The following is a 16,345-nucleotide window of genomic DNA, read 5'->3' as shown; positions in this document are numbered from 1 at the left end:
CCTGCGGAAGCGCTCCAGATCACAAGAACTGCGACCTGAGGTCGTACGTCACGACACCCGTACTGCGACAGGGTTGACGAAGCCTGCAGCGTCGATGGACACCTGGTCGCCGGTGCGAAACCAGCCGTCGTCGAACATCTCGGCAGTTGCTGCCGGGTTGTTCCAGTAGCCGCGGGCGACGCTCGGTCCGCGACACAACAGTTCTCCCCTCCCCTTCTCGGCCTCGGGACCGAGCAACGCGACCTCGATTCCACCGAAAGGCACACCGACACTGCGCGGATGGCCGCGGCGATGTTCCGACGGAAGTAGCAGACCGATCCCACCGGTCTCCGCGACGCCCCACCCACGGATACAACGTGAAGCGGGGAACGACGCACGAAGGTGCCGCCACGGCACGCGGGTCCCCCGCGCGCCAGCCGCGACGACGGTCCCTCCGAACGCGAGGGTCGGGAGTAACTGCACGCTGCATCCCACCGCCGTGGACAGCGGCGCGGTGATCACCGTACGCCCGGGCTCGTCCACCAGGTCCATGGCGTGTCCGACGGCCTCGATCGTCGAAAGAACGTTCCTGTTGGTCAGTTCCACGCCGCGCAGGTCACCGCCACAGCCTCGGACGTAGTAGAGCAGCGCGAGCTCGTCGGGAGAGGCACCGCCGTCGAGGAACGGAACTCCTTCGGGGAGGGGACCATCCAGGATGAGCAGCGCTCCGCTGTCGAATGCCATCCAGTCGATCTCGGTGTCGCTGCACGTGGGATCCGGTAGGACCGGCACACCACCGGCGAGTACGACCCCGAGGAATGCGCGGAGCCACTCGAAGCCGTTCCGATGATGCACCAGGACTCGGTCGGCGGGACCGACGCCCTGATCGAGGAGCCCTCCCGCCACCTTCGCCGCTTCGGTCCACAAGTCGCGGTAGGTGATCGCGCGGCCGTCCCCGTCCACCGCAGCGACACGTTGCGAATACCGCAACGCACTGCGATCGAGCATTTCGGCAAGGCATGGTTCGAGATCGTCGTAGTGCAGAATCCCTCCGCAACGGTGCATCGCGCGCTCACTTCGCAGCCAATCCGCTCCCGTGGATATCCCGACGACTGCCAGCGACATTGCCACCTCCCAACACCGTCCGTGTCTGCACTATATGGCGTGGGTCACATTCTGGCCGGAGAACTGCGTTCCGATGTACTCCGGATCTCCGTCCGCGGGGGACGTGCGAAGCACGCCGAAGCGAGGAAACCCAGCGTCAATGCCGCCGCAGGAAGCCATATCGAGTGCGCCATCGACACCGCATATGCCTCGCGTAACGAGCCGGGCAGTTCGCCGATGCTGTGTAACTGCGACAACCCGTTTCCCAGACCGCGTCCAGACAACGACGCAGCCATCACTGCTGCCATCGCCGCGCTGCCGAGGACCGCGCCCAACTGCCGGGTGGCGTTGTAGACGCCGGAACCTGCGCCCGCCAGCCGGGGATCGAGGTTGCGGGTGGCGGTCGTCGACAGCGTCGACCAGATGCCCGCCGATGCGAAACCGGTCAGCCCGATCGGCATCAGCAACTGCCACAGGTGTGCGTCCGGAGTCATTGCCAGCGAGAGCCACAAGAACGCAACGGCCAGCAGCGCGAAACCGGGACCCGCGACATACCGCGGGTGCACCCGATCGACGAGGCGTCCGACGAACGGTGCGAACGCACCGCTCAACACTGCCATCGGAACCATGAGCAACGCCGACTCGGTGGGATCGAGCCCCCGGACATCCTGCGCATAGAACATCAGCGGAAGCATGAAGGCGGTGATCGCGAAGCCGATCGACGCAATCCCGATGTTGGCAAGTGCAAAATTCCGATCGCGGAACAGCGTCAGCGGCACGAGCGGTTCGTCCCGCCCCAGCGACTGATGCCACACGAAGATCACCAGGAATACGACGCCGATGCCGACACTCGTCCACACATTCGACGACCACGGGTGCTCCCCACCAGCCCCCTGAAGTCCGAACACCAGGAAGAACATCCCGACTCCGCTGAGCACCACCCCCGGCACATCGAATCGGTGGGCCTGAGTCGGGAGGGCGGGCACGAATCGGAGAGCCAGCACGAAACCTGCCAGTCCGATCGGAATGTTGACGAAGAAGATCCATTCCCAGCCGAACCCGTCGACGAGCACTCCACCGGCGAGCGGCCCGACGAGAGTTGCGACTCCACCGATCGCACCCCAGATCCCCATCGCCATGCCGCGACGGTCCGACGGAAAAACACGGGTGATCACCGCCATGGTCTGCGGAGACATCAGCGCGGCCCCGAACCCCTGCAGCACACGCGCCGTGATCAGCGCCTCGATCGAAGACGACATCCCGCACCACAGCGACGCAAAGGTGAACACCACCAGACCCGACAAGTAGATTCGGCGCTGCCCGAATCGATCGCCGAGACGGCCGGTGATCATCAGCGGCACCGCAAACGCGAGCAGATAGGCGCTGGTGACCCAGACAACGCTCTCGAGATCGGCGTCCAGGGCCCGCATGATCGCCGGATTCGCCACCGACACGATCGTGCTGTCGACCAGAATCATGAAGAAGCCCAGGCACAATGCGGTGAGCGCCGCCCAGTGAGCGTCGGGTACGGCGGGCTCGTCCCCTGATCTCACAACACATCCTCTCCCCGGTCTGGGGATACGGTATCCGCGTGGACCCCCATCTCTCGAGCATCGCGGCCCTCGCGTGGTGCCGCGAACTCGGACTCGCCGACGACGCCCTCTCGCCCGGTGTCCTCGTGACGAAAGTGGACGATACGGCCACTACGGTCCGAGTGCTCAGCATCGGCAACACTGTCGCGGTGGTGGGCCCCGAACCCGCCCTGTCCGCCGTCACCGCCCTCCCTCTGCCCGCAGAAGAGCGCACCGTGCGCGTCGCAGCCCGGGGTTACGCGGCCCGCACCGAAGTGCTCGGTCTGTGTCCGGAGTGGGCGGATGCGATACGCGTCGAGGACCCCTTGATCTCGCACGCCCCGGCGGACCTCGCCGAGCTGGTTCGACGCTGTCCGCCCGACGACAGCACCGAACTCGGCGGCGCAGTACCCGATCGTGCATTCGTCCTGCTCGACGACGACCACCAGCCGCTCGCCGCCGCGAGCTACCGCGAACTTCAGTCTCTTCTTGCTGATGTGCGGGTTCTCACGACACCGGAGAATCGACGTCTGGGACTCGGCGCCACCGTCGCGACGCTGTGTACGCACGACGCACTCGATGCAGGCCTCATCCCTCTGTGGCGAGCTCGCCGCGACAATTTTTCGGCGCGTGGGCTCGCGGCAGTGTCGGGGTACGTCGAATGGGGCACTCTCATCACAGTGCATCTGTCGGCGCGGTAACCGGTTCGGACCCGGCGACCAATTCGATTCCAGGGAGTGTCATGACCAGCAAGGCCACAGACAACACATCCTCGACGCAGGCCGGCTACGTCGCGCCGGGTGCCGAGTTCACCCGCGACACCAACTACATCTCGACGCGGATCACCGCCGACGGCCGCGACGGATACCCCGTCGAAGCGGACCGCTACCGTCTTGTCGCGGCACGTGCCTGTCCGTGGGCCAACCGCACATTGATCGTGCGACGACTGCTCGGTCTGGAGGACGCGCTGTCGCTGGGGTTGTGCGGCCCGACCCACGACCAGCGCAGCTGGACCTTCGACCTCGATCCCGGCGGTGTCGACCCGGTACTGGGCATCGAACGCCTCCAAGAGGCGTACTTCGCGCGACAGCCCGACTACCCCAGGGGCATCACAGTGCCCGCCATCGTCGACGTACCGACCGGCAAGGTCGTGACGAACGACTACGCACAGATCACACTGGACTTCTCGACCGAGTGGACCGCGTTCCACCGCGACGGTGCACCGGACCTGTACCCGGAATCGCTGCGAAGCGAGATCGACGAGGTCGCCGAACTTGTGTACCGCGATGTCAACAACGGCGTCTACCGGTGCGGGTTCGCCGGTTCACAGGACAAGTACGACGCCGCGTTCGACCGGTTGTTCGCCCGGCTCGATTGGCTGGAGGAGCGGCTCACCGACCAGCGCTATCTGGTGGGCGACACGATCACCGAGGCCGACGTCCGGTTGTTCACGACTCTCGCGCGGTTCGATCCCGTCTATCACGGCCATTTCAAGTGCAACCGGAATCCACTCACCGCGTTCCCTTCACTGTGGGGCTACGCGCGCGACCTGTTCCAGACGCCAGGGTTCGGCGACACGACAGATTTCGTGCAGATCAAGCAGCACTATTACATCGTGCACACCGATGTGAATCCCACACAGATCGTGCCGAAGGGTCCCGACCTGTCGGGCTGGCTGACGCCGCACGGCCGGGAAGCGCTCGGCGGCCGGCCGTTCGGTGACGGCACACCGCCTCCTCCGCCACGTGCAGAGGAGACCGTGCCGTCGGATCACACTCCACTGTGACTGTCAGTCGCCCGTGATCGTCAGTCGCCGAATCCGTGCCCCGCATAGGTACCGATGCTCCAGTTCACGCCCTGCGGGTCGCGGCACGAGAAACCGTGTGAACCGTAGTCCTCGTCGCGCAACTCCACGGTGATGGTCGCGGCCGAGGTGCGGACCTTGTCGTAGAGAGCATCGGCGACGGCGTGGTCGGGCACGACGAGATACACCGATCCCGCGTCGGCGTGTTGGTCGAGGGGAGTGTCGCGGCCGGCGGAGCCGAGCATGATTCCGCCGCCGTACGGCCACGTCAACTCTGCGTGGTCCACGGTGCTGCCTTCCCCGTAGCATGCGGATTCGGTGAAGCCGAGGATGTCGACGAGGAAGCCGATCGCGGCCCTCGCGTCGGTGTACGCCAGACACGGCCATACGTTCGGGGTGTGGGTGCCGGTATCGGTGCGATGTGGGTCTGCTGCTGTATTGGTCATGGGACAGAGTCTTCTTCGGGAGGGGCGTCGGAGTCTTGGACGAATGGGAACACCTCGTCCTGTCTCCAGCGCGACGGCGGAACACCCGCGAACTCACGCCATTCGCGGGCGAGATGGGCCTGATCGTAGAACCCGCAGCGAACTGCTACATCCGGCAGACGTACTTCGGGCCTGCGCAACATCGCCTTCGATCGGTCGAATCTGGCGATACGCGCGGATTCTTTCGGCGTGACACCCAATTCCGCGGTGAAGCGCGCAGTGAGATAGCGGCGGCTCCATCCGACTTCGTCGGCCACCTCTCGTACCGCGGCGCCGGGGTGGGTCACGAGTTGCTCCCAGGCGTGCGCCACACGCGCATCCATCTTCGCGGCATCGTAGGCACCTGCCAGTCGTCGGGTGAGAATGCGGTCGAGGATCGCGAAGCGTTCCGGCCACCGGGGTGTCGCTGCGATCCGCTCGTGCAGTTCCCGCGCGTCGGGACCCAACAGATCCTCGAGGTCGACCACCCACGCACCGAGTGCGGATGTCGGAACGCCGAGCAGGGCGCGGGCTCCTGCGGGCGTCAGCGCGAGCTGGATTCCGTGCTGATTGCCGTCATGCGCGATCGTCACCGCCGAGGTGGCCAGACCGCTCGCCAATGCGGTGAACCGGCCCGGTGGCTGGCCCGGCGCGGCTGCCCTGGTGATGTCGACGGGACGGTCGAGGCTGAGGACGACGGTGAGATCCGGCGACGACAAGCCCAGATGATGCGCAGGCGGAAATCCCGTCAGCCGATATCCTTCGTACCAACGCACGTAGGGTTGCAGCAACGGAGCAGGCCGCCGCCTGGCGCCCTCGGAAATGCCGACAACAGTTGACGACCGGGCCACGATCTCCAGAGTAGCCACCGACGGACACACGACAAGGATCGAAATGAGTGGAAAGCGCGGCGCCGTCGACAAGAACGGTGAGCCCCTGGAGGGGGGCACGATCGAACGTGCACTCATCACACTGCTCGACAACGGCAGCCGGCTGCAAGGCCCCGCAGTGGCGAAGTACGTCGGGTTGCTGCGTCGCGCGCATCCCGACGAGTCGCCCGCGCAGATCATTGCGCGGCTCGAAAAGCAGTTCCTCACCACCATCACCGGGAGTGGTGCCGCAGCGGGCGCAACCGCCGCTTTCCCCGGTATCGGCACCATCGCCGCCATCGGCGCGATCGGCGCGGAGTCGGTGTTCTTCCTCGAAGCCTCAGCGCTGCTCACCCTTGCTGTCGCGGCGGTGCACGGAATCGAACCCCATGACCACAACCAGCGCCGCGCGCTGGTGCTCGCGGTCGCCCTCGGTGATTCCGGCAAGGAAATCGTCGCGGCGGCCACCGGAACGTCGCTGAAGAACTGGCCGAAGGCGCTGACAGGCCAGGTCGGCAGCAAACAACTCAAGCTGATGAACAACACTCTCGTGAAGAAATTCGTCCGGAAGTACGCGGCCAAGCGGGGAGCGCTTCTCCTCGGCAAGCTCGTGCCCGCCGGTATCGGGGCTGCAATCGGTGGTGCAGGCAACCGGACGATCGGCAAGCGCACGATCATCAACGCCCGTGAGGCCTTCGGAGCACCTCCCGCGACCTGGCCTGCCGAGCAGAGCGTGCTACCGCCTCACCCGGCACCGCAGTTGGAAACCTGAGGTACTCGCGACGAAACTCCCTGCACGTATGCTCGCGACGACACAACCGCGAGAGGTAACCGGGGGAACATTTCTGTGACAGCATCGTCGGCGAACACGCCGCACCGGCAGCCTCATTTCACGGCGCAGGCAAGCGGGCCCCCTCCGGGGATCGTGGTGGACGGCCTGACCAAGACCTTCCGCAATGTCACTGCCGTGTCGAACCTGAGCTTCACTGTCCCCCGAGGGTCCATCACCGGATTTCTCGGCCCGAACGGCTCGGGCAAGACAACGACCCTCAGCATGCTGACGGGGCTGGTGAAGCCCACCGCCGGCGCAGCATACATCGACGGTGTGCCGTTCGACCGGCTCGAACAGCCCGCTCAGATCGTAGGTGCGGTGCTCGATGCGCGCAGTGCGCATCCGAAGCACACCGCAATGACACATCTGAAGGCATACTGCGCGGCAATGGGTGTCCCCGACGAACGGGCAGCCCGGATGCTCGACCTCGTCGGGTTGACCTCCGCAGCGCGGCAGCGGGTCGGTGAGTTCTCGCTCGGGATGCGCCAGAGGCTCGCATTGGCGACCGCGCTCCTCGGCCAGCCGCGCTACCTGGTTCTCGACGAACCTGCCAACGGTCTCGACCCCGAAGGAATGGCGTGGCTTCGCGATTTTCTCGTGACGTTCGCGAGGAAGGGCGGCACCGTCCTGATCTCGAGCCACATTCTGCGGGAGGTCGAGCAGATGGCCGACCACCTCGTGATCATCAGCCGCGGGTCACTCGTGATGCAGAGCAGTATGGCGGAGCTTCGCAACGCCTACCGGTCGCGCGTGCTCGTCGCGGTCTCCGATCCCGTGAAGCTGGCGACGGCACTCGCGGCGGCCGGTTTCACCGATGCGCAGATCCAGCCCGACGGCCGGCTGGCCGTCGTGGGGGTCGAACCCGAACGCATCGCCGCTCTGGCGAGTGGACACGGCGTCACGCTGTTCGGCACGAGCGTCGAGCATGTCGACCTCGAACAGGTCTTCCTCGCCATGACGTCCGGTCAGTACATGGCCGCGCCACCCGACGGCCAGAACTTCCAAGGCCGACCGCACGTACAGCATCCACCGACCGGACCCGGAGGGCACTCGTGACCGCATTGTTGACAGCCGAGTTCCGCAAGGTGCTCGGCCTGCGGTACTGGTGGATTCTGGGTATCGCACCGCTGGTGGTGGGAGTGTTCTGCGGTGCACTCACGCTCCCGGTGATGCGTCAGGTCGAGGACATCCTCGGGCCCGGGTTCGCCGAGGCCGCCGCAGCGGCGGTGGGGATCTCGTTCGCCCTCGCCCTGGTGTTCCTGTTCGCCGCGCTGTTCGGGGTCGTCAACTCCGGTGGTGAATACCAGCACCGCACCGTGATCACCACCTTCCTCACCACCCGCGGGCGCGACCTGGTGATCGCCTCGAAGTACACGACCGCAGCATTGTTCGGTCTCCTGTACTGCGTGATCGCCGAGGTCGTGTCGGCCCTGACAATCCTCATGTTCGGCGGCGGCTTCTCGGGCACCGACCTGGGCAGCATCGCGAGTGTCCTCGGCTCCGGGTTGCTCTGCGCGGTGTTGTGGGCGCTCATCGGTTCAGGTCTGGGATTGCTCACCGGCTCGATGGTGGGCAGTGTCCTCGCGGTCTGTGCGTGGGTCCCGTTCGGTGAGCTGACCGTCTCCCTCGTGCTCCACGGCATGGGTCTCGGCGGCGTCGCGCAATTCCTTCCGGCCCAGATCACCTGGTACACCCTCTTCGGTGTCGTGGACCTGTCCGGCGAAACCGAGATGCCGGTGGCGTGGCCGCTGGCTCCGCTCGTTCTGATCTTCTGGTCCGCGTTGATCTGCGGGCTCGGCTGGTGGCGCACTCGTAGTCGCGATCTCACCTGAGCGTCGCTGTCGTACGTCGGCGCTAGTGTCGGGAGAAATGCCACACGACACACACGATCAGGGTTGGGTCCGTCGCCTCGGCGCAGAGTGCATGCGTCACCGGCGAACGGCGATCGGAGCACTCGCGCTCACGGCGATCGCCGCCCTGATCGATATCGCCTTTCCATTGCTCACCAAGCTCGCACTCGACAGCGCCACCGGTGAGGCCACCGAATTCACGTCGGTCCCGAACCTGATCGGGCTCGCGGCTGCCGCAATCGCGCTTGGTGCGGCAGTCCGATTCGGATGCCAGTACGGGCGGCGGATGCTGGCGGGCAGGCTCTCTCTGGACGTCCAACACGACCTGCGGCTACGCCTGCTCGGATCACTGCAACGCCTCGACGGCCACGGCCAGGACCGAATCCGCACCGGGCAGGTGGTGTCGCGCTCGATCACCGACCTTCAGCTCATTCAAGGTCTGCTTGCCATGGTCCCGATGTCGGCGGGTGCATTGCTGCAGCTCGTGCTGGCCCTGGTGATCATGACGTCACTCTCGCCGCTGCTCACACTGATCGCCGTCGCCACCGTGCCCGTCATCGTGACCATCGTGCGCGTGGTCCGCCCGAAGGTGTTCGCCGCGACATGGTCAGCGCAGCAACGTGCCGCCGACCTCGCGCAGCACGTCGAGGAAACCGTCACCGGCGTCCGGGTGGTCAAGGGCTTCGGCCAGGAGGACCGCGCCGTCGACCAGCTCGAGGACCACGGCCGGATCCTGTACTCCGAGCGTATGCGGGCGGCACGGATCAACGCGCGGTTCGCCGCACCGATGGGAGCGATCCCGCAACTCGGTTTGGTCGCGACGATCGCGCTCGGCGGCTGGCTCACGTTGCAGGGCACGATCACCGTCGGCACCTTCGTCGCGTTCACCGCGTATGTCGCCACGATGAGCGCAACGACCCGCACCTTGGCTCAGGTCGTGATCATGGCGCAGCTCTCGCGTGCCGCGGTCGAGAGGGTGTACGAGGTGATCGACACCGAGCCCGGTGTGGCTGATCCCCCACATCCCGTACCGCTGCCCGACGGACCTCTCGGCCTCGCGTTCCGCGGCGTCACCTTCGGTTTCGGCGAGGGTCGAGATGTTCTGGGTGGAATGGACCTCGAGGTGCTACCCGGCGAGACCGTCGCGATCGTCGGTCCCGCCGGGTCGGGCAAGACGGCGCTGTCGCTGCTCGCACCGCGCTTCTACGCGCCGTCGGCAGGCACGGTATGCCTGACGTCGGACGGCAGCGACATCGATGTGGCCGCCCTACGCGCCGACCGGCTACGTGAAGCGGTGAGCCTCGTGTTCGACGAGCCGTTCCTGTTCTCGGACACCATCGCGACGAATATCGCGCTGGGCAGGCCCGATGCCACCGACGAGGAGATCCGCGCTGCGGCGGTCGCGGCACGCGCCGACGAGTTCATCGACTCCCTGCCGGACGGGTACGACACCGTGGTCGGCGAACGCGGTCTCACGCTCTCGGGTGGGCAACGGCAGCGTGTCGCGCTGGCCAGGGCGCTGCTGCTGGCTCCCCGGGTGCTGATCCTCGACGATGCGACATCCGCGGTGGATGCCGAGACCGAGGCCGCAATCTACGCCGCGCTCCGCGAGCAACCCGACCGCACGACCCTGGTGCTCGCGCACCGCCGCTCGACACTGACGCTCGCCGACCGTGTCGCGGTGCTCGACGGCGGCAGGATCGTCGATATCGGGACCGTCGACGAACTCGATCGGCGCAGCCCGGTGTTCCGCCGCTTGCTGACGGGTGCGGCACCGGATGTCGACCCCGAACGAGCCCCGTCGCCCGAGCAGAGGGTTTCCCCATGCGTGCGCGCACTGTGGCCCGAGACACAGACCTCGTCCGACGACGATTCGCCGAGCAGGCAGGCTGCGGTCACCCCGGCAAGCCGCGGCCCCGGTGGTGGCCGCGGCGGGGGCGGCCCCATGAGCGGCGCGCTCGGCGCGGTCGCGCCCACCCCCGAACTCCGCGCAGCTGTGGCGGCATTGCCACCGGCCACCGAGCAACCCGGCGCAGACCCCGACCTGCAGTCACGTGCGTTGCGCAGACCCGACCCGCAGTTCCGGCTGCTACGGACGCTGCGCCCCGTACGCTGGCTGCTCGCGGCGGTGATCGTGTGCCTTGCCGTGGAGTCCGCGATCAACATCGCGTTTCCGTCGATCGTGCGGTTCGCCGTCGACCGCGGCGTCACGCCGGGCGATCCCGGCATGCTGTGGTTCGCGGCAGCGGTGGGTGTGGGACTCGCACTGCTCGGATGGGCCACGGTTGCCGTTCTGACGGTGCTCACCGCCCGCGCCGGGGAACGCGTGCTGTTCGGGTTGCGGGTACGCAGCTACGCACACCTGCAGCGACTGGGCCTCGACTACTACGAGCGCGAACTGTCGGGCCGGATCATGACCCGGATGACGACCGACGTCGACGCGCTGTCGCAGTTCATCCAGACCGGTCTCTCGACCGCGGTGGTGAGCATGCTGACACTGCTGGGCATCTCGGTGGCCTTGCTGATCACCGACGTCACGCTCGCGCTGGTGGTGCTCGGCGTCATCCCGGTGCTGGTGGCGGCCACACTGTGGTTCCGAAAGATCTCGGGCGCGGCCTACGCGATATCGCGGGAACGAATATCCCTGGTCAACGCGGATTTCCAGGAGAACATCACGGGCCTCCGTGCAGCGCAGGCGTACCGTCGCGAGGAGACCTCCGCACGCCGGTTCGCTCAGCGCGCCGACGCGTACCGCCGCAGCCGCATGCGTTCGCAGCGAGCGATCTCCCTGTTCTTCCCGTTCATCACGTTCCTGTCGGATCTGGCGTTGGCTGCCGTCGTGTTCGTGGGTGCCCGCGAGGTCTCGTCCGGCGCCACGACCGCGGGCGTCCTGATCGCGTTCGTCCTGTACCTCAACCTGCTGTTCGGACCCATCCAGCAGTTGTCGCAGGTGTTCGACGGTTACCAGCAGGCACGCGTCGGGTTGCGACGGATCGGCGATCTGCTGGCCACCGAGAGCTCCCTCGAGTCCGGCCCGGCGGGCACCGTCGAGGTATCCGGGCATCTGCGCGGCGACGTTCGTCTCGACGGTGTGGGGTTCCGTTACAGCGGTGCCGACACCGACGCGCTCGCCGACGTCGACCTGAGATTCCCACCGGGATCGACGGTCGCCTTGGTCGGACGCACCGGCGCCGGGAAGTCGACGATCGTCAAACTGCTCGCCCGCTTCTACGACCCCACGACCGGCACGGTGCGGGTCGACGGGACGGATCTGCGCGAATACCGGCTACCCGAGTATCGGGGCCGGCTCGGCGTCGTGCCGCAGGAGGCACATCTGTTCACCGGGACGGTGGCGAGCAACATCGCGTACGGCCGACCCGACGCCGACCGCTCCGCCATCGAATCCGCAGCACGCGCGGTGGGCGCCCTCGACATGATCGCCGGTCTCGACCAAGGGATGCTGCACCCCGTCGGTGAGCGTGGGCAGGGCCTGTCGGCCGGTCAGCGTCAATTGATCGCGTTGGCCCGGGCCGAACTCGTCGACCCCGATCTGCTGTTGCTCGACGAAGCGACCGCCACGTTGGATCCGGCTACCGAGCAGGCCGTGCTCGACGCCGGTGCTTCGCTTGCCCGGTCGCGGACGGCGGTGATCGTCGCGCACCGACTGGCGACCGCGGCTCGCGCCGATCTGGTGGTGGTGATCGACGGTGGCGCAGTGGTCGAGAGCGGCCCGCACGAGACGCTGCATCGCGCGGGTGGTCTGTACACCACATTGTGGCGGCTCGCGACAGGAGCGCTCGTCCCCGATGTCCCTGACGCTGCAACCGACACGCCCGAGCAGAAGGTCGAACCGGTTGCGAGCCCTCACAGCTCGCATTTGTAACGGGGTCAGTGCTGCGGCGATGCACGTAACAGGGAATAATCGGCGGGCGAGAACCGTCATCGATGGAGACCCCGTCGACTCGAGATTGTGAGGTGGCTCTCGCGCATGAACGATCGGTTCGAATCGTCACATGCCAAGCGCTAGCCTCATAACCACAGGCGCTCCGATCGGGTACCGAAGAAAGAAACGAGGCGAACAACTGCCGTGAGCAGCAGCTCTACATCACAGTTCGGACAGAACCAGTGGTTGGTTGACGAGATGTACCAGCGTTTCCAGGACGATCCGTCGTCCGTGGATGCGAGCTGGCACGAGTTCCTGACCGATTACTCGCCGGAGGCAGCGGTTGCAGGAGGTGTTAACGGATCCGACACCACGGCACCCGAGAAGCCCGCTCCGGTGAAGTCCGCACCCGCCACGACTGCTTCGGCCGGCTCCGCTCCCAAGACCGCAGCGCCCAAGGCCGCACCGGCCAAGGCTGCGCCTGCAGCCCCGGCTGCCAAGCCTGCCGCAGCAAAGCCGGCACCCAAGGCTGCTGCCGCACCTTCCACTGCTCCCGCGACCGAGGAGAAGAAGGTTCTCCGCGGTGCTGCCGGTGCGGTCGCGAAGAACATGAACGCCTCGCTGTCGATCCCCACCGCCACCAGCGTCCGCGCCGTCCCGGCGAAGCTGATGTTCGACAACCGGATCGTCATCAACAACCACCTCGCGCGTACGCGCGGCGGCAAGGTGTCGTTCACCCATCTGCTCGGCTACGCCATCGTCCAGGCGATCCAGGCGTACCCGAACATGAACAACCACTACGCCGAGATCGACGGCAAACCGAACCTCGTCACGCCTGCGCACACAAACCTCGGCCTCGCCATCGACCTGCCCGGCAAGAACGGGCAGCGTTCACTCGTCGTCGCTGCTATCCGCAACTGCGAGACGATGAACTTCGCGCAGTTCTACTCGGCATACGAGGACATCGTCCGGCGTGCCCGCGACGGCAAGCTCACCGGTGAGGACTTCTCCGGTGTCACTATCTCGCTGACCAACCCGGGCGGCATCGGTACCGTGCACTCGGTTCCGCGCCTGATGAACGGCCAGGGCGCGATCATCGGTGCCGGTGCGATGGAGTACCCCGCCGAGTTCCAGGGCGCGTCCGATGAGCGCATCGCAGAAATGGGCATCGGCAAGCTGCTGACCCTGACCTCGACGTACGACCACCGCGTCATCCAGGGCGCCGAGTCGGGCGAATTCCTCCGCCAGATCCATCAGCTGCTGATCTCCGACGAGTTCTACGACGAGATCTTCCACACGCTGCACATTCCTTACGAGCCGGTTCGCTGGCGCAAGGACGTGCCGGAAGGTCTCGTCGACAAGCACACCCGCGTGCTCGAGCTGATCGCGGCGTACCGCAACCGCGGTCACCTGATGGCCGACACCGATCCACTGCAGTTCGTCCGCGACAAGTTCCGTTCGCACCCCGACCTCGACGTCACCACTCACGACCTGACCCTGTGGGATCTCGACCGTGAGTTCAACGTCGGCGGTTTCCACGGCCAGCAGCGGATGAAGCTGCGCGACGTGCTGTCGGTGCTGCGCGACGCGTACTGCCGCCACATCGGCATCGAGTACACGCACATCCTCGAGCCCGAACAGCAGCAGTGGCTGCAGGAGCGGGTGGAGGCGCACCACGTCAAGCCGACGGTCGCGCAGCAGAAGTACATCCTGAGTCGTCTCAACGCCGCCGAGGCGTTCGAGACGTTCCTTCAGACCAAATACGTCGGTCAGAAGCGGTTCTCGCTCGAGGGCGCCGAGTCGGTCATCCCGATGATGGACAGCATCATCGATCAGGCCGCCGAGCACCAGCTCGACGAGGTCGCCATCGCGATGCCGCACCGTGGTCGCCTGAATGTGCTCGCCAACATCGTCGGTAAGCCCTACTCGAAAATCTTCACGGAGTTCGAGGGCAACCTGAACCCGTCGGCCGCCCACGGCTCCGGCGACGTCAAGTACCACCTCGGCGCCGAAGGCACCTACATCCAGATGTTCGGCGAGAACGACATCAAGGTCTCGCTCACCGCCAACCCGTCGCACCTCGAAGCGGTCAACCCGGTTCTCGAGGGACTCGTCCGCGCGAAGCAGGACATCCTCGACAAGGGTGAGAGCGGCTTCACGGTCCTGCCTCTGCTGCTGCACGGCGACGCCGCGTTCGCAGGCCAGGGCGTGGTCGCCGAGACGCTGAACCTCGCGCTGCTGCGCGGGTACCGCACCGGCGGCACCGTGCACATCGTGGTCAACAACCAGGTCGGCTTCACCACCGCGCCGGAGCACTCGCGTTCGTCCGAGTACTGCACCGACGTCGCCAAGATGATCGGCGCACCGATCTTCCACGTCAACGGTGACGATCCCGAGGCCTGCGTGTGGGTTGCGCAGCTCGCCGTGGACTTCCGCGAGACGTTCCACAAGGACGTCGTGATCGACATGATCTGCTACCGCCGTCGCGGCCACAACGAGGGCGACGACCCGTCGATGACTCAGCCGGCCATGTACGACGTGATCGATACCAAGCGCAGCGTCCGTAAGAGCTACACCGAGGCCCTCATCGGCCGCGGCGACATCTCGCTCAAGGAAGCCGAAGACGCACTGCGCGACTACCAGGGTCAGTTGGAGCGGGTGTTCAACGAAGTCCGCGAACTCGAGAAGTTCCAGCCGGAACCGTCCGAGTCCGTCGAGCTCGACCAGACGCCCGCACCGCGTCTGACTACGGCCGTCGACCAGGGGGTCCTCGACCGCATCGGCGATGCGTTCGTCAATGTTCCCGAGGGCTTCAGCGTGCACCCGCGTGTCAAGCCGGTGATCGAGAAGCGTCGCGAGATGTCCCGCGAGGGCCACATCGACTGGGCATACGCCGAGCTCCTCGCATTCGGGTCGCTCGCCGAGCAGGGTGCACTCGTGCGCCTGGCCGGACAGGACTCACGGCGCGGCACGTTCACGCAGCGCCACTCGGTGCTCATCGACCGCAAGACCGGCGAGGAGTACAACCCGCTCGCGGAGCTCGCTGCGAATTCCGGTAACGGTGGCCGCTTCATGGTGTACGACTCGGCGCTGACCGAGTTCGCGGGCGTGGGCTTCGAGTACGGCTACTCGGTGGGCAACCCCGAGGCTCTGGTGCTGTGGGAGGCGCAGTTCGGCGACTTCGTCAACGGCGCACAGTCGATCATCGACGAGTTCATCTCGTCCGGTGAGGCCAAGTGGGGTCAGCTCTCCGACGTCGTCATGCTCCTGCCGCACGGCCATGAGGGTCAGGGCCCCGACCACACCTCCGGTCGTATCGAGCGCTGGCTGCAGCTGTGCGCCGAGGGCTCGATGACGGTGGCAGTCCCGTCCACCCCGGCGAGCTACTTCCACCTGCTGCGTCGCCATCACCTCGACGGCATCCGCCGCCCGCTGGTGGTCTTCACACCGAAGTCGATGCTGCGCAACAAAGCTGCGGTCAGCAACGTCGAGGACTTCACGCAGGGCAAGTTCCGCTCGATCCTCGAAGAGATCCCCTACGAGAACGAGACGGCGGATCGGTCCACGGTCACACGCGTGCTGCTGACCTCGGGCAAGATCTACTGGGAACTGCTCGCGAAGAAGCAGAAGGAAGGCCGCGACGACATCGCGATCGTCCGCGTCGAGCAGCTGTACCCGGTGCCGCGTCGCCGGATCGCCGAAACTCTCGACAAGTACCCGAATGCGTCCGAGTTCTTCTGGGTCCAGGAGGAGCCGGCCAACCAGGGTGCATGGCCGTTCCTGGGTCTCGCTCTGCCCGAGCTTCTTCCCGATCATCTTTCCGGTGTGAAGCGGGTGTCGCGTCGCGCGATGTCGGCGCCGTCGTCGGGTTCGAGCAAGGTGCACGCGGTCGAGCAGCAGGAAATCCTCGACAAGGCTTTCGAGCGCTGACAGGGGCGCGCGAAGCGACGGGAAGGTAGCCGTTCGAACTGTGATCAAGCCCCGTTCGT

11 protein-coding genes are annotated in these 16,345 nt (G+C 66.2%); 7 read left to right on the top strand and 4 right to left on the bottom strand.

Annotated features, from left to right (window positions below; translation table 11 throughout):
* Positions 1–48 precede the first annotated feature (48 nt).
* Together ACTDXD_RS18825 and ACTDXD_RS18820 are read right to left on the bottom strand one after the other, a co-directional pair.
* Entirely contained in the window at positions 49–1,104 is a 1,056-nt protein-coding gene (locus ACTDXD_RS18825) for a class I adenylate-forming enzyme family protein (RefSeq protein ID WP_440127701.1), read from the bottom strand.
* Positions 1,105–1,148: 44 nt separating this feature from the next.
* Positions 1,149–2,636, bottom strand: a complete 1,488-nt coding sequence (locus ACTDXD_RS18820; protein WP_440123796.1) for an MFS transporter — start codon at positions 2,634–2,636, stop codon at positions 1,149–1,151.
* A 38-nt stretch (positions 2,637–2,674) separates the two neighbouring features.
* Between ACTDXD_RS18820 and ACTDXD_RS18815 the strand changes: the two genes are divergently transcribed.
* Together ACTDXD_RS18815 and ACTDXD_RS18810 are read left to right on the top strand one after the other, a co-directional pair.
* On the top strand, positions 2,675–3,355 hold the full coding sequence (locus ACTDXD_RS18815) for a GNAT family N-acetyltransferase (RefSeq protein WP_440123795.1): 681 nt from the start codon (positions 2,675–2,677) through the stop codon (positions 3,353–3,355).
* A gap of 41 nt (positions 3,356–3,396) precedes the next feature.
* Positions 3,397–4,440: a glutathione S-transferase family protein gene (locus tag ACTDXD_RS18810; RefSeq protein ID WP_440123794.1), complete on the top strand. Its 1,044-nt coding sequence runs from the start codon at positions 3,397–3,399 to the stop codon at positions 4,438–4,440.
* Between the two features lie 20 nt (positions 4,441–4,460).
* Here ACTDXD_RS18810 and ACTDXD_RS18805 read toward each other — a convergent pair whose 3' ends face one another.
* The gene (locus ACTDXD_RS18805) at positions 4,461–4,904 is read right to left on the bottom strand and encodes a VOC family protein (protein WP_440123793.1); all 444 of its coding nucleotides are present in this window, start codon (positions 4,902–4,904) and stop codon (positions 4,461–4,463) included.
* Positions 4,901–5,773 (bottom strand): helix-turn-helix domain-containing protein, encoded by an 873-nt coding sequence (locus tag ACTDXD_RS18800; protein ID WP_440123792.1) that lies wholly within the window; start codon positions 5,771–5,773, stop codon positions 4,901–4,903. The genes ACTDXD_RS18805 and ACTDXD_RS18800 overlap by 4 nt, the downstream gene beginning before the upstream one ends.
* Positions 5,774–5,816: 43 nt before the next feature.
* On the opposite strand from ACTDXD_RS18800, the gene ACTDXD_RS18795 reads away from it, so the two are divergent.
* The 5 genes from ACTDXD_RS18795 to ACTDXD_RS18775 all read left to right on the top strand — a co-directional run bounded on the left by ACTDXD_RS18795 (position 5,817) and on the right by ACTDXD_RS18775 (position 16,286).
* Positions 5,817–6,563, top strand: coding sequence for a hypothetical protein (locus ACTDXD_RS18795; RefSeq protein WP_440123791.1), 747 nt, complete (start codon positions 5,817–5,819; stop codon positions 6,561–6,563).
* A gap of 156 nt (positions 6,564–6,719) precedes the next feature.
* Positions 6,720–7,679: an ABC transporter ATP-binding protein gene (locus ACTDXD_RS18790; protein WP_440127700.1), complete on the top strand. Its 960-nt coding sequence runs from the start codon at positions 6,720–6,722 to the stop codon at positions 7,677–7,679.
* A complete protein-coding gene (locus tag ACTDXD_RS18785) occupies positions 7,676–8,455 on the top strand; it encodes an ABC transporter permease (protein ID WP_440123790.1) in 780 nt (259 codons plus the stop codon). The genes ACTDXD_RS18790 and ACTDXD_RS18785 overlap by 4 nt, the downstream gene beginning before the upstream one ends.
* Before the next feature lie 37 nt (positions 8,456–8,492).
* Positions 8,493–12,356 carry an ABC transporter ATP-binding protein gene (locus ACTDXD_RS18780; RefSeq protein WP_440123789.1) on the top strand — a complete coding sequence of 1,288 codons (3,864 nt, stop codon included), beginning with the start codon at positions 8,493–8,495 and terminating at the stop codon, positions 12,354–12,356.
* A 204-nt stretch (positions 12,357–12,560) separates the two neighbouring features.
* Positions 12,561–16,286: a multifunctional oxoglutarate decarboxylase/oxoglutarate dehydrogenase thiamine pyrophosphate-binding subunit/dihydrolipoyllysine-residue succinyltransferase subunit gene (locus ACTDXD_RS18775; protein WP_440123788.1), complete on the top strand. Its 3,726-nt coding sequence runs from the start codon at positions 12,561–12,563 to the stop codon at positions 16,284–16,286.
* The last annotated feature ends 59 nt before the right edge of the window (positions 16,287–16,345 follow it).

Source organism: Rhodococcus sp. SJ-3, from assembly GCF_051918125.1.
GTDB lineage: Bacteria > Actinomycetota > Actinomycetes > Mycobacteriales > Mycobacteriaceae > Rhodococcus.
Note: the sequence above shows the minus strand (reverse complement) of the source record. Positions and strands in the feature narration are given on the sequence as shown.

What these genes read in the sequence shown, in the direction of transcription:
- ACTDXD_RS18825 (WP_440127701.1), bottom strand. Translation starts at nt 1,104, where the DNA reads ATGTCGCTGGCAGTCGTCGGGATATCCACGGGAGCGGATTGGCTGCGA.
- ACTDXD_RS18810 (WP_440123794.1), top strand. Translation starts at nt 3,397, where the DNA reads ATGACCAGCAAGGCCACAGACAACACATCCTCGACGCAGGCCGGCTAC.
- ACTDXD_RS18805 (WP_440123793.1), bottom strand. Translation starts at nt 4,904, where the DNA reads ATGACCAATACAGCAGCAGACCCACATCGCACCGATACCGGCACCCAC.
- ACTDXD_RS18795 (WP_440123791.1), top strand. Translation starts at nt 5,817, where the DNA reads ATGAGTGGAAAGCGCGGCGCCGTCGACAAGAACGGTGAGCCCCTGGAG.
- ACTDXD_RS18780 (WP_440123789.1), top strand. Translation starts at nt 8,493, where the DNA reads ATGCCACACGACACACACGATCAGGGTTGGGTCCGTCGCCTCGGCGCA.